9 protein-coding genes are annotated in these 14,058 nt (G+C 71.2%); 3 read left to right on the forward strand and 6 right to left on the reverse strand.

What is annotated here, in order from left to right; genetic code table 11:
* Positions 1-47: 47 nt before the first annotated feature.
* Positions 48-983 (forward strand): hypothetical protein, encoded by a 936-nt coding sequence (locus tag KIP79_RS07705; RefSeq protein ID WP_308169615.1) that lies wholly within the window; start codon positions 48-50, stop codon positions 981-983.
* A 71-nt stretch (positions 984-1,054) separates the two neighbouring features.
* Here the strand turns inward: KIP79_RS07705 and KIP79_RS07710 are convergent, their stop codons facing one another.
* From KIP79_RS07710 to KIP79_RS07735, 6 genes are all read right to left on the reverse strand, one after another.
* Complete coding sequence (locus tag KIP79_RS07710; protein ID WP_214103973.1) at positions 1,055-2,608, reverse strand: condensation domain-containing protein; 1,554 nt, start codon at positions 2,606-2,608, stop codon at positions 1,055-1,057.
* 1 nt (position 2,609) lies between these two features.
* Entirely contained in the window at positions 2,610-4,058 is a 1,449-nt protein-coding gene (locus KIP79_RS07715) for a class I adenylate-forming enzyme family protein (RefSeq protein ID WP_214103974.1), read from the reverse strand.
* On the reverse strand, positions 4,055-5,416 hold the full coding sequence (locus tag KIP79_RS07720; RefSeq protein WP_214103975.1) for a condensation domain-containing protein: 1,362 nt from the start codon (positions 5,414-5,416) through the stop codon (positions 4,055-4,057). Before KIP79_RS07720 ends, KIP79_RS07715 begins: the two co-directional genes overlap by 4 nt.
* A gap of 16 nt (positions 5,417-5,432) precedes the next feature.
* Positions 5,433-5,684 (reverse strand): acyl carrier protein, encoded by a 252-nt coding sequence (locus KIP79_RS07725; RefSeq protein WP_214103976.1) that lies wholly within the window; start codon positions 5,682-5,684, stop codon positions 5,433-5,435.
* A 5-nt stretch (positions 5,685-5,689) separates the two neighbouring features.
* On the reverse strand, positions 5,690-8,725 hold the full coding sequence (locus KIP79_RS07730) for a non-ribosomal peptide synthetase (protein ID WP_214103977.1): 3,036 nt from the start codon (positions 8,723-8,725) through the stop codon (positions 5,690-5,692).
* Between the two features lie 163 nt (positions 8,726-8,888).
* On the reverse strand, positions 8,889-12,164 hold the full coding sequence (locus KIP79_RS07735) for a glycoside hydrolase family 48 protein (RefSeq protein ID WP_214103978.1): 3,276 nt from the start codon (positions 12,162-12,164) through the stop codon (positions 8,889-8,891).
* 295 nt (positions 12,165-12,459) lie between these two features.
* On the opposite strand from KIP79_RS07735, the gene KIP79_RS07740 reads away from it, so the two are divergent.
* Both KIP79_RS07740 and KIP79_RS07745 read left to right on the forward strand, forming a co-directional pair.
* Positions 12,460-13,203: an NUDIX hydrolase gene (locus KIP79_RS07740; protein WP_214103979.1), complete on the forward strand. Its 744-nt coding sequence runs from the start codon at positions 12,460-12,462 to the stop codon at positions 13,201-13,203.
* A gap of 17 nt (positions 13,204-13,220) precedes the next feature.
* The gene (locus KIP79_RS07745; protein WP_214103980.1) at positions 13,221-14,051 is read left to right on the forward strand and encodes a hypothetical protein; all 831 of its coding nucleotides are present in this window, start codon (positions 13,221-13,223) and stop codon (positions 14,049-14,051) included.
* Positions 14,052-14,058 lie beyond the last annotated feature (7 nt).

Here is a 14,058-nt window from a genome sequence, read left to right on the forward strand (position 1 = left end):
GGAATTTTCGGTATCTGGCCAAGGCTGGGGCACTACGCTCAGGCGCCGTGATAGATCAAGAGATCTCGCCAGAACAAAAATCTAATTCTGTCGCGCCCGAGAACGGGAACGGTCAACCCGACGAGGGGGACCGCCGCGGGAACGTCATTGACCTGCTGGAACGGGTCACCTCGGTGGTCCTGCCGGTCGGCGTCGCGCTGTACGCCGTGCTTTACCTCGGCATCCAGGAGGTTTACGCGGTCTTCGGCGTCAACCCGCAGCAGGCGGGAATCGACCAGTCCGTCCTGTTCAGTCGGCTTATCGCGGCGCTGATCCTGGCGGTCCTGATCGGCATCCCCTTGCTGGGCTTACTTGTCGGCCTGGGCTGGCTGATCGACAAAGCGACCTTCGGCGTCCTCGGCCGGATGATCCAGGGGATCCGGCAGCGCCCCTGGGTGGCCGCGCTGTTCGCCGCGCTCTGGTGCGGCGCCACCTACTGGGGCTTCTACAACTACTTCGCGGACCTCGACCTCACCACCATGATGATCATCGCGGTGGGCCTGGGCGTGCTGGCCTTCCTGATCCCGTTCCAGCTGCTCCGCCGCAGACCCGCCGCGCGAGCCGGAATGCGGGTCATCGTCGGCGCCCTGACCGGACTGGGACTGGGCTTCCTGCTCGTCCTCAATCTCACCACCGCCGCCCTGGACGTGCAGCGCACCGGAAAGGCCGACCTGCTCCTCAGCATCGTGGGCTTCCAGGACCAGTGGACCATCCTGACCAACGCCGAAGACGACAAACCCCTCTACGACGGCCGCTGGATGATGCTGCTCGGCGAGAGCGACGGCACCTATGTTCTGTACGACTGCGACAAGCAGCAAACCTTCCGCCACCCCAAGGACGGCACCAACCTCACCCAGCTGCAACTGGACCCCGACCGCGAAGAGGGCTTCACCTGCGGCCTCCTCGCGGAGGACTCCGGCCAAGCCGAGTCCACCACCGGATGAACCACGCGTTCTGACCTACTGCTGGTTCACCCGCCCACCAGATGGCGCCCGAGTTTCGGGCGCCATCTGCGTCAGGAGGTTCGGGCGGCTTCCACCTGGGTGACGAGTTCGGCCAGGGTCGGGGTTTCGAAGAAGGTGTCGAGGGTGAGTTCGACGCCCAGGCGTTTGTCCACTCTGGCGATGATCTGGGTGATGGTCAGTGAATGGCCGCCCAGGTCGAACAGGTCGTCGTCGGGGTGTACGTCGTCGATGCCGAGGACCTCGCACCAGATGCTGGTCATTACGGCGAGGGTTTCGTGGTCGACGGGTGTCGCGACTGCGGCGGAACCGTTTTCCGCGGGTGAGGCGAGGCGGGCCACCGCCGCGGCGTGGCCCCGGGGGAGGTCACGAAGGCGCTGGTACGGGGCCGCCGTGACCGAAGCCAGCAACCGCTGGAGATCGGAGGCGACCAGCTCCGCCGAGGCGCGGTCAAGGCAGGCGGGGTCGTAGGAGAGCCGCGCCCCCACTCCGTCGACGACCTGGAGGTGCACGGTGTTCCGGATGGCCCCGTTGGCCGCCATCCACTCCACCGAGCTGCCCAGGCCGCCGAAGACCGGGTCGGCGTCGGACCGCTTCCGGTAGCTCAGGGAGAAGGGCGCGAGCGCCGCCCGAGGGCTGATCCCGCTGAGCGCCCGGGCCACCGGCACCCGCCGATGCCGGTAGATCTCCCGTAGCTCCGCCCGCACCCCTCGGGCGTGCTGGGCGAAGGTGTCGGCCGGGTCCGGGGTCCAGAACACGGGGACCTCGTTGGCGAACAGGCCAACGGTGTCCCGGTGCTGCTCGCCGCGGGTGGACAGGTCGACGGCGAGGGCGACGGGGCCCGGGCGGTAGCCGTGCAGCAGGGCCAGGAGGGCGGCGACCAGGGTTTCGAAGCGGGTGAGTGCGAGGTCTTCGGGGAGCGGGCCGAGGTCGAGGTCGATGGACTCGGCGGGGGTGGCGCGCAGCGAGAGGCCGGTCAGGCCGGGGAGGGCGAGTTCGGCGGGGTCGTGCCAGCGGGTTCGCCAGAAGTCACCGGCGGCGGTGATCTCCTCGTCGGAGGGGACGATGCTGCCGGAGGGGGCGGAGATCTCCCCGTCGGAGGGGACGACGCTGCCGGAGGGGGCTTCGGGGAGGGTGGCTCCGCCGTAGGCCTGGGCGAGGTCGCGGACCAGCAGGTCCTTGGAGACCCCGTCGAAGACCGCGTGGTGGGCGACGATCAGCAGTACGTTCCGGCCGGCGCCCAGTTGGAACAGCGTGAACCGGATCAGCGGCCCGTGCCCGAGGTCGAATCCCCGGCCGATCTCCCGGGTGAGTTCCTCCTCGACATCCGGAGCCGATGGGCCGCTCAGGTCGTACACGATGAGCCCGGACGGCCAGGCAGGGACCAGCCCGACCATCCCGTCCCGGTCGGCCAGCGCCTTGCCGAGCCCCGGGTGGCGCCGGAGCACGGCGGTGCAGGCCAGTTCCAGGGCGGTGAGGTCGAGTTCGCCGGTGAGCCGGACCACGATCGGCATGTGGTGGGCGCGCGGGTCGCCCCCCAGCCGATCGGTGACCCACATGCCGTGCTGGGCAGGGGACGCCTGCTCCCAGATCAGTGACGAGGACATGTCACTCGCTCTCTCGAGGCTTGGCGATCAGGTCGCGAAGCTCTCTCTTGATGACTTTTCCTGACTGGTTCTTTGGGAGCGTGTCGCGGAGAAGTATGTGGGCCGGCAGCTCGTGCCGGGCCAGCCGTTCGGCCAGGAAGGCGCGGAGTTCGGCGAGCGTGACGGGGACGCGGGCGACCACGGCGGCAGCCACGGCGGTGCCGAGCACCGGGTCGGGCACCCCGAACGCGGCGGCCTCCACCACGTCGGGATGCTCGTAGAGCGCCGCCTCTACCATGATCGTGGACACCTTGAAGGCGCCCGACTTGACCACGTCGCTCTCCCGGTCCACCAGGTAGAGGTAGCCCTCCTCGTCCAGATAGCCGAGGTCGCCCATCCGCACCCAGCCGTCCTGGAAGACGGCCGCGGTGGCGGCGCCGTCCCCGACGTACGAGCGGGGCGCGGCGCCGGAACGCAGCCAGACCTCGCCGGGCTCGCCGGGCGGCAGGGTGCCGTCGCCGATGCGCAGGCCGCTGCCGAAGGCGGGGCGGCCGAGCGCGGCGGGCCGGTCCGGATCGAAGATCATCACGGTCTGGGCGGGGGCCGCCTCGGTGGAGGTGTAGTAGTTGGTGACCGTCGCCTTCGGGAACGCCTTGGTCAGCCGGAGCGCCAGGGCGGGCGGCAGCGCGGCGGCGGCCGAGCCGAGCAGCACCACCGAGGACAGGTCGTGCCGGTCGGCGGCGCCGGAGGCGAGCAGCTCGTTGGCCATGGTCGGCACCACGAAGACCGTGCCCACCCCGTGGCTCTCGATCAGCCGGGCGAACCGGGACGGGGTGAACGCGGGCAGGGTGAGCATGGCGGGGGCGGTGTCCAGCGCGTTGAGCAGCATGGTCTGCCCGGCCTGGGTGCCGATCGGGAACGCGTGCAGGAAGTGCTTGGAGTGCCGGAACATCCGCCGGGCGGGCGGGGCGCCCCGGCCGAACACCAGGTTGGCGTGGGTGGCGCCGACGCCCTTCGGCCGCCCGGTGGTGCCGGAGGTGTAGAGGATCTGGGCCAGGTCGCGGGGCCGGGGCCCGGCGGGCAGGTCGCCGTCGGCCGTCTCCAGCTCCTGGGGCACGGCCGTCCAGCCGTCGCAGGCGGGCGGGCGCAGCCGGGCGGCGTGCACGATCCCGGCGGCCCCGCAGTCCCGTACCAGGAACTCCAGCTCCGGCGCGGCCAGCCGGTCGGAGAGCGGCACCGCGACCGCCCCCGCCATCAGCACCCCGGCGTACGCGACCGCGTAGTCGGCCCAGTCCCGCGACCCGAACAGCAGCGCCACCCGCTCCCCGGGCTTGGCGGGCAGGCCGCGGGCCAGCGCGGCCGCCCGGCGCTCCCAGGCGCCGAAGGTGAGCGAGTCCACGCCCGCCACCTCGATCGCCACCCGTCCCGGGTCCTCCGCAGCCCGGGTCCTGAGCAGGTTCGCCAGGGTCACGGAGCCACCTCGCCCGGCTTGGCGTCGCGGAACGCCGACTCCACCACCAGTTCCTCCACCGAGCGGAGCAGCCCCACGATCCGGTCCTGCGGCAGGCGGCAGGTGTCGGCGCTCAGGCCGATCGACAGGATGCCGCTCTGCCGGGTGACGAAGAAGCAGAAGTCGCAGTTGAAGTGGTCCACCCCGGGCAGCCACTCGATCCGGGAGGCGGCCACCGAGGTGCGCACCGCGTCCTCGCCGGGGGAGTTGTCCGGCAGGCCCGAGTGGTCCACCGGCCGCAGGTCGTTGAAGCAGCAGGACGGGTAGACCCGCACCCCGCGTTCGGCGCTCACCCGGTCCACCATGGCGTCCCAGGCCGGCTGGTCGTACTGGGCGTGCCGGTAGGCGCGCATCGCCTCCGGCTGGGTGGCCTCCAGGGTTTCCGCCAGCGTCGCGTCCGGCTCGGGGGCCAGCGTGAACAGGCCGAGCTGGCTGAGCGTGGTGACCAGGTCCCGGGTCTCCGGCCGGAACCGGTTGTGCACGATCGGGGTGATCGCGCACAGCTCGTGCGGGATGATCGTGCCGATCAGCGAGGTCACCGCAGTGAGCAGCACGGTCGCGGTGCTCATGTGGTGGCGGCGGGCCACGATGGTGACCGCGTCCTCCAGCGCCCGCGACTCCAGGATGGCCTTGCTCCACCGGGGCGCCCCCGGCTCGGCCACCAGGTCGGGGAACATGACCGGCGGGATCACCCGGTACCCGGCCTCCCAGTGCGCGATCGCCCGCTCGGAACGGTTGCGGCCCACCCCCGACTCCTGCTCGGCCACCAGGTCGAGCAGCTGCTGGGAGGGCGGCCTGGCGATGGTCCCGCGCAGCAGCAGCTGCCGCAGGTCGCGCATGACGATGTCGGCCGCGTACCCGTCGGCGGCGGTGTGGCAGAGCACCACCGCCACCTGGCGCACCGCGTCGTCGCAGGTGATCAGGCCGATCCGGATCGGCCACTCGGAAGCCAGGTCGAAGGAGGTGGAGGCCAGGTCCAGGGCCAGCCCTTCGGCCGCCTTCTCCGCCTCGGGCTCCGCGCAGGCCACCGTGCGCACGGTCAGCCCGCCGCCGCTCGCCACCGTCTGGTACGGCAGGCCGTCCCCGTCCACGGACACCCGGGCGCGGAGCGCGTCGTGCCGGGCGATCAGCGCCCCCACCGCCGCGCACACCTCCGCCGGGCTGTACGGCCCCCGCCCGCGCGGCATGGCCAGCAGCCGCCAGATGTTGAAGTAGTGCGCGTTCTCCGGCCCGGCGATCCGCATCGCGTCATAGATCGCCCGCTGCCCCCAGGCGAGCCCGGACCGGCCTTCCCGGGCTCCAGCGAAGGTGACGCCCACGTCTAACACCGTCCGCTCACCCCAGCATCCCGGCGACGTCCTCGACCAGGGTGGCGAAGTCGTCCACCAGGCCGGGGTCCACGTCCACGCCGAACTCGTCCTCGATGGCGTCCACCAGCCGGATCAGGCTGAGCGAGGTCACCCCGAGCGCCGCCAGCGAATGTTCCCCCGCGAGCACGTCGGCGGGCGAGATCTGATCGTCGGTTGCCGCCGCGACCATCTCGGCCAAGCGCCCGGCCAGCTCGTCCTGGGCTGTCGGGTTGTGCACCAGTGTCACCTCCAGATCCGGGTGGGCTCTTCGGAGGCCGCCCCCGTGCCGGCTGAATCGAGCAGCCGCTCGGCCTCCTCTTCGGTCATCGCCGCCAGTTCCTCGGTCAGCCGCTCCTCCAGCCAGGCGGCCAGCTCGGCGACGGTACGCCGGGCGAAGAGCGTGCGCAGCGGCACCTCGACGCCGGTGATGACGGCCAGCCGGACGCTGATCCGGACGGTCATCAACGAGTGGCCGCCGAGGCGGAAGAAGTCGTCGAAGACGCCGATCGGGGCCGGGGCGCCGAGCACCTCGGCCCAGACCTCCGCGACCAGTGCCTCCGCGTCGGTGCGTGGGGCGACGTACTCGGCCCGGCCGGCGATCAGGCCGGGGGCGGCCAAGTCAAGGGCGGACAGCGCGCGGCGGTCCACCTTGCCGTTGGCGGTCAGCGGCAGCGCGTCCAGGCCGAGCAGCAGGGCGGGCACCATGTACCCGGGCAGGCGCTCGGCCAGCCGGGCGCGGAGCGCGCCCGCGTCGGCGGGCGGCGGGACCAGGTACGCGACGAGGATCTCCTCGTGTACGGCGGCCACCGCCTGCCGTACGCCGGGGAGCTGTTCCAGCACGGCCTCGATCTCGCCGAGTTCGATCCGGTGGCCGCGGAGTTTGATCTGGTTGTCGGCGCGGCCGAGGAACTCCAGGGCGCCGTCCGGGCGGCGGCGCACGGTGTCGCCGGTGCGGTAGAGGCGGGCGCCCGCCGGGCCGTACGGGTCGGGGACGAAACGCTCGGCGGACAGGGCCGGGCGGCGGTGGTAGCCGAGGGCCACCCCGGCGCCGCCGATGACCAGCTCGCCGGGCACGCCGATGGGCAGCGGATCCAGGTGCTCGCCGACCACGTAGCAGCGGGTGCCGCCGATGGGGGAGCCGATCCGGATCTCGCCGGGGTCGCGGGGGACCTCCCAGGCGGTGGACCAGATGGTGGTCTCGGTCGGGCCGTACACGTTGACCAGCCGGTCCACCCGGGCCCGCAGCTCGCGCGCCAGCGCGGGCGGCAGCGCCTCGCCGCCCGCCAGCGCCGTGATCGGGGACGGCGGCATTCCGGCGTCCAGCAGGGCCCGCCAGCCGGACGGGGTGGCCTGCGCGTGCGTGACGCGCTCGGCTGCCATCAGCCGGACCAGCGCGGGCGAGTCCCCGCCCGCCTCCGCCAGCACCACCGTGCCGCCGGTGACCAGCGGCAGGTAGAGCTCAAGCGCCGAGATGTCGAAGGACAGCGAGGTGGCCGCCAGCCAGACGTCCCCGGGCCCGGAGCCGAGCAGCCTGGCCATCGAGACCAGCAGGTTGACCAGCGCCGAATGCGGCACCGCCACACCTTTCGGGCGGCCGGTCGAGCCGGAGGTGTAGAGCACGTACGCCGGGTCGCCGGGACGCGGCCCCGCGGGGACGCCTTCCGGTTGGCGAAGGTCCTCCAGCGGCGTGGCCCCCGAGTCCTCCAGCACATATGTCAGCCGGGCGGGCGGATACTCCGGATCCAGGGGTACGTAGGCCGCCCCCGATTTCTGCACGGCCAGTAGCGCCACCAGCAGCTCCGTCGTGCGGGGCAGCTTGATCGCCACCAGGTCGCCGGGACCCACCGGCAGACGCGCCGCCAGCGTGCGGGCGCGGGCGTCCAGCTCGGCGTAGGTCAGCCGCTCGTCCCCGCCGACCAGGGCGAGCGCGTCCGGCGTGGCCCGGACCTGGGCCGTGAACAGCGCGTCGAAGGTGCCGGTCACGGCCGGGGGAGCCTGGTTCCAGCCGTGCACCAGCAGCTCGCGTTCCGCGCCGCGCGGGGCGGTCAGCCGGGACAGGCGGATCTCGGGGTCGCGCAGCACCCGCTCCAGGATGGCCTGGTAGTCCTCGGTGTACCTGGCGACGGTGGCCGCGTCGAACAGGTCGGCGTTGTAGACCGCCAGCATGCCGCCGGGGTAGAGGGCGAAGCGCAGCTCGTGGGTGGCGTGCGGGACCTCCGGCTCCACGTAGTCGGCGGCGATCCCCGGCAGCTCGATCTGCGGGTCGGCCAGGTTGAACAGGCCGAACATGGTCTGGAAGAGCGGCGTCCTGCTCTCGTCCCTGGGCACGTCGAGGGCGGTCAGCAGCCGGTCGAACGGCACGTCCTGGTGCCGGTGGGCGGCCAGCAGCCGGGTCCGGGTGCGGCGCAGCAGCTCACGGAAGGTCGGATCCCCGGACAGGTCGCCGCGGAGCACCAGGGTGTCGGCGAACAGGCCGATCAGGGGCTCGTGCTCGACCTTGTGCCGCCCGGCGACCGCGAAGCCCACCGAGATGTCCGTGCCGCCGCTCCGCCCGGCCAGCAGGGCCTGGTAGGCCGCCATCAGCACCATGAACAGGGTGCAGCGTTCCCCCCTGGCGAACTTCTCCAGGTCGGCGAAGAGCGTCTCGGGCAGCTCCCGCTGCACGTGCCCGCCCCGGGTGGTGGCCACCGGCGGGCGCGGCCGGTCGGTCGGCAGGTCCAGCGGCGCGGCCCCGGCCAGCGTCTCGGTCCAGTACGCCAGGGAGGCCTCGGTCCCGCTCTGCGGCTCGTGCGTGAAGTCGGCGTACGAGGCCGGCAGCGGCGGCGGCTGCTCGCCCCCGTAGAACTGGGCCAGCTCGCGGCGGAGCACCCCCATCGACCAGGCGTCCGCCACGATGTGGTGGACCACCAGGCAGAAGGTGAAACGCTCGGGGCCGGTGCGGATCAGGAGAGCCCGGATCAGGCGGTCGGCGGCCAGGTCGAACGGGCGGCAGATGTGCTCGGTGACCAGTGGGTCCGGGTCTAGCGCGTCCAGCACGTCGAGCGCGAACGGCTCGGGCGGGTCGATGACCTGGACCGGGGCGCCGTCCTGGAGCGGGAAGCGGGCCCGGAGCGCCTCGTGCCGGGTGGTCACCCCGGTCAGCGCGGCGGCCAGCTGTCCGGTGTCGAGCGGGCCGGTCAGCCGGGCGACGTGGAACAGGTGGTAGGACGGGTCCCGGGGATCGAGCCGGTGCAGGAACCACAGGCGTTCCTGAGCGAGTGACAAGGACAAGTGGAGCATCGAAGCTCTTTGGACCCTTTGGATAAGTGGTACGAGGAGCCGGTGGGGAGACGATGGGAACGCTCCCACCTCCCCCCACCGGCGTCAAGCGGGAGTGAAACTTTCATGCGGGCGGTACGGCCGCCACCCCGCCGGGGCGGCGGCCGTACCTGACGGGCTTAGGTCAGCCTGTCGGGAAGAACGAGCCGTAGTCGGCGAACGCCATCGCGATGTCCGCCTGGGCCCAGAATCGGTGGTAGGTGAACGTCGGCGCCGGGCCGCCGTCCAGGTGGGCCTGGACCTTCGGCCAGTCCGGGTCGTTCAGGTAGAACGAGCGGATGCCCAGGAAGGTCTTGCCCGGCACGATGGTGTCGCCGTTGGGCATGACACCGCTGTAGCCGGAGGGGATGTACAGACCCTGCTGGGTGGTGGAGTTCCACACCTGGTTGAACCGGTTGTAGTCGCCGCGGGTCTCCGGCACCACGATGCCGCGGGAGTCCTTCAGCAGCAGCATCCGGTCCAGCAGGCCCTTGGCCGTGTTCTTGGCCGAGGTGCCCAGCGTGGTGCTGCCCTCCTTGGCCGCGTAGTAGATCAGCGTCCGGGCGTACGCGGCGGCGACACCGACGTCGTTGGTGTAGTTGCGCACCGTGACGTGCAGGCCCGGGTTGTCCGCCGGAGTGCCGGTGGTGCTGTTGAAGCTGGCCGACGGCGCGCCGCTCCAGTCCATCTCGTTCGGGATCTGGAAGGTGCTGCCGGTGCCGAGCGTGGTCTGCGAGACGGCCCAGGCCACCCACTTGTCCAGCACGGACTTGGCCATCGTGTTGCCGGTCACGTAGTACAGCTCCGCGAGGCGCTGCACACCCCAGCCCTGGAAGCCGAACCACTGGTTCGACGGCGGGTCGTGGTAGACCGGGGCCACGTCGTACGTCATGCCGAAGAACTGCGGCAGGTTGGACGGCCGGGCCGCGTAGGCGCCGTCCCAGCTGTTGGTCGCGCCACCGGCGATGGCGCCCTCGGCCGACTGCAGCCACTTGTAGAACTGCACCTGCCGGGTGAGGCTCTGGTTCCAGTCCGACGCGGCGGTCGGCGACTGCGGGCGCAGCGCCGACGGGCCGGACGGGGACAGCGCCCACGCGGCGAGCGGGTTCTGGTAGCCACCGTGGTTGTGGCTGGAGCCGATCCGCCACGCCCAGGTGCCGTCCAGCGCGCCACCCCAGGCGAAGTACCAGCTCAGCAGGTACGCCGAGCTGCTCTTGCCGCTGCCGGCGGTGCAGGTGGGCGAGGCGCAGCCGGGGTTCTTGAAGTACTTGTCGTACATCGCGTAGCGCAGGTAGTCGCCGAGCTTGGCCGCCTTGGCCAGGGTGGCCGAGATCTGCGACTGGTTGCCCTGCGCGGTCGCCCAGGTCAGCGCCCAGTAGGCGGCCTGAACGGCGCGGGCGTCGGCGTCCGGAGCGTTGGTGTACCGCCACTGCGGAGCCGCGGTGCCCTGGATGAACAGCGGCTGGTAGCCGCCGCCCGACTGGCCGAACCGCTGGGTCTCACACGAGGGGTGCGGGACGGTCTCCCACACCGACTCCTGCGGGCCGCGCTGGTAGGTGTTGATGTAGGTGACCCGCTTGGTGTTGTCGCCGCACTCGGTCAGCGAGCTGCCCCGGCCGGTGCCGTAACCGTAGATGTCGTCCACGTCCAGCAGCCAGTGCATGGCGTACATGTTGCGGTTGCCGTACGTCGACTGGAGCTCGCTGGCCAGCGGGTCCTGGCCCGCCACCACCGAGGTGCTGAGCGGGGACGGGTACTGGCTCGGCTGACCGAACTCGGGCGCGTAGTCGGCCGGGTCGGCCGGGTTGTAGGAGGTCTGGCCGCCCGGCTGGTTGGCCGCGGACGGGATGATGTAGGTCTCCATCAGCGTCCAGGCGGCGTTGAACGGCGCCCAGTTGCCGGTCACCCGGCCGTACTGGGCCTCCAGCCAGATCAGGAAGCTGAACGCCTCCGACGTGGTCTCGTGACCGTGGTCGGGGGCCTCCACCATCAGCGTCTCGATCGAGTGGTACGGGATGCCCTCGGGGGAGAGGTAGCCGCTGGCCGACGCCTTCAGCTTGTTGTACTGGGCCTGGAACTCGGTGATGTAGCTGTTGGCCGGGCTGTCGTCGTCCGCCTCGGTCGCGGTCACCGCAACCGTGGTCAGGCCGGTCGAGGCGACGTTGATGGTCCGCGTGCCGTTGGTCTGGTCCGCGTCCTGTGCCGCGGACAGCGTCACGTTCTGCGGGGTGGCCCAGTTGCCGGTGGTGAAGGTCAGCGAGGCGCCGCCGGTCACCGTGATGTCCGTGTCGCCGGAGCCCGCGGTGCTGGTCACCGTCACGTTGCCGCTCGGCTGGACGGCCAGGCGGACGCTGAAGATGGCCGTGGAGCCCTCGGGCACGGTGACGTTGGTGGGCGAGACGATCAGCGACTGCTGGGTCACGGTGGTCCGGGTCACGGTGACCGGGACCGTGGTCAGGCCGCTGGAGGCGACGTTGATCGTCCGGGTGCCGGGGGTGCCGCCGGTCGCGCCGGTCACCGTCACCGTCTGCGGTGTCGCCCAGTTGCTGGTGGTGAACGTGAGCGAAGCGCCGCCGGTCACCGTGATGCCGGTGTCACCGCTGGAGGCGGCGGTGCTGGTCACCGTCACGTTGCCGCTCGGCTGGGCGGCCAGGCGGACCGAGTAGGTGGCGGTGCTGCCCGAGGCCACCGACACGCTGGTCGGCGAGACGATCAGCGACTGGGGGGTCACGGTGGTCCGGGTCACGGTGACCGGGACCGTGGTCAGGCCGCTGGAGGCGACGTTGACGGTCCTGGTGCCGGGGGTGCCCCCGGTGGCGCCGGACACCGTCACGTTCTGCGGGGTCTGCCAGTTGGACGGCGTGAAGGTCAGCGACGCCCCGCCGGACACCGTGATGCCGGTGTCACCGCTGGAGGCGGCGGTGCTGGTCACCGTCACGTTGGCGGTGGGAGCGGAGGACAGGCGGACCGAGAAGGTGTTGGTGCCGCCCGAGTTCACCGACAGGCTGGTCGGCGAGACGACCAGGGACTGCGTCTGCGGCTGGCCGGTGCACGGGGTGCCGTTCAGCGAGAACGCGGTCGGGTTGGTGTTGGTCCCGGTGAAGGTGAAGTTGGCGCCCGGCTGCACGACCGCGTTGGCGGCCAGGTTCGGGGCCCAGTCCGGCGCCGCGATCGTGATGTTCTGCCCCGACTGGGACCAGTTGCCCTCCCAGCCGTTCTGCAACGTCTGGCTGCCGGAGTAGGAGTAGGTGATCCGCCAGTTGCTGACCGGGTCACCGAGGTTCTGCAGGCGAACCTGCACACCGAAGCCGTTACCGCCCTCCCAGGTCCTGGTGTAGGTCACCTGGCAGGCCACGGCGGCGCTCGCCGGGGTGGAGGTGATGGTGGCAAGGGCCAGGGCGGTGGCTAAAGCGGTAGCCACCGCCATGAGGCGACCTCGCCAGGATCTTGATCTCAAACTGATCATCTCCCAGCCATATGGGGTCCGCGCCGTCCCGAATTGCGGTAACGGCTCCAAGCTGCGCCCAATCCCCGTATTGGGAGCGCTCCCAATGTCCGTTCGTTTCGGGTTGGCGTACAGGGTGTTTCGCCTACGTCACCGCCGACGTGCGCAGTTGTCGCAAAGGCGGTGAAACGTTCACCAACCTCCTTGTTCTCCGGCCTTTCGCCGGTTATTCTCAGATGGAGATTTACTCGAACTGAGAAAGACGAGGCGGATGAACGAGTCGGACTTCCTCCGGGACTACGACCCCACGGCCTACGAGCCGATGGCCGTCACGGCCGACGTCGTGGCGCTGACCATCCGGGACGGGCGGCTGCACGTGCTGCTGATCCGGCGGGCGGAACCGCCGCACCAGGGCATGTGGGCGCTGCCCGGCGGCTTCGTCCGCGGCGACGACCTGAAGGACGCCGCCGCCCGCGAGCTCGCGGAGGAGACCGGCCTGCTCCCGCACGACCTCGACCGCGTCCACCTGGAACAACTCGGCACGTACGGCAAGCCTGGGCGGGACCCGCGGATGCGCGTGGTCACCGTCGCCTTCCTCGCCTTCGCCGCCTGGATGCCCGACCCGAAAGCCGGATCCGACGCGGAAGCCGCCGCGTGGACCCCCCTGACTGCCACCAGGGAGCTGGCCTTCGACCACGGCGACATCCTGGAGGACGGCCTGGAGCGGGCCCGCTCGAAGCTGGAGTACACGCCGCTGGCGACCTCGTTCGTCGGCGACGAGTTCACCATCTCCGAGCTCCGCGCCGTGTACGAGGTGGTCTGGGGGGAGCCGCTGCACCCCGGCAACTTCCACCGCAAGGTGCTCTCGGTGCCGGGATTCGTCGAAGCCACCGGAACCACCACCGAGCGCGGGGGACCACGTGGGGGCCCCCGCGCCCGCCTCTACCGCAAGGGCGACGCCAGGCTGCTCCACCCGGCCCTGCTGCGCCCTTCACGTGAAGACGAGATCCGATAGACGAAGGAGATATCCCGATGGGGAGCGGACGCTGGTCCCTGGACTCCTATGACGCCGCCCAGGCCTACCGCGAGCAGCACGGACTGAGCGCCTTCGGGCACACCGACGACATGCGGCGGCTCAACCGCCACCAGTGGCGGGTGCACCAGGCGCTCGACCCGATCGGCGTGCGCACGCGGGAGGCCATGGACTCCGACGAACACCCCGAGAGCCTGGCCATCGCCGTGTTCTTCGACGTCACCGGCTCCATGCAGCTGGTGCCGCGCGAACTCCAGGCCCGGCTGCCCCGGCTGCTCGGCACCATCAGCCGGCACATCAAGGACCCGCAGATCCTGTTCGGCGCCATCGGGGACGCCACCTGCGACCGGGCCCCGCTCCAGATCGGCCAGTTCGAGTCGGACAACCGCATGGACGAGGACCTGCGCCGCATCCTGCTGGAGGGCGGCGGCGGGGGCAACCTGACCGAGTCGTACGAGCTGGCCTTCTACTTCCTGGCCCGGCACACCCAACTGGACTGCCTCCGCAAGCGCGGGGTGCGCGGCATCGCCTTCGTGATCGGCGACGAGACCGCCTACCCGGCGGTCAAGGCCGACGAGGTGGCGCACATCTTCGGCGAGTCCCTGCAGCAGGACATCCGGCTGGAGAGCATCCTGCACGAGGCCATGGCCAGCTGGGACATCAACTTCATCATCCCGGGCGGCACCTCGCACGGGCGCAACCAGATCGTCACCGGCTTCTGGCGCACCCTGCTCGGGGACCGGCTGATCGAGATCGAGGACCTGTCGGAGATCTGCGAGACCATCGCGCTCACCGTGGTCGACCGGGTCATGTCCCAACGAGCGCGGTAACCGGAGG

This window comes from Acrocarpospora catenulata, from assembly GCF_018476525.1.
GTDB lineage: Bacteria > Actinomycetota > Actinomycetes > Streptosporangiales > Streptosporangiaceae > Acrocarpospora > Acrocarpospora catenulata.

Excerpts from the sequence above, each read along its gene's own strand:
- KIP79_RS07710 (WP_214103973.1), bottom strand. The coding sequence starts at position 2,608 with ATGTCCTCGTCACTGATCTGGGAGCAGGCGTCCCCTGCCCAGCACGGC.
- KIP79_RS07730 (WP_214103977.1), bottom strand. The coding sequence starts at position 8,725 with ATGCTCCACTTGTCCTTGTCACTCGCTCAGGAACGCCTGTGGTTCCTG.
- KIP79_RS07740 (WP_214103979.1), top strand. The coding sequence starts at position 12,460 with ATGAACGAGTCGGACTTCCTCCGGGACTACGACCCCACGGCCTACGAG.
- KIP79_RS07745 (WP_214103980.1), top strand. The coding sequence starts at position 13,221 with ATGGGGAGCGGACGCTGGTCCCTGGACTCCTATGACGCCGCCCAGGCC.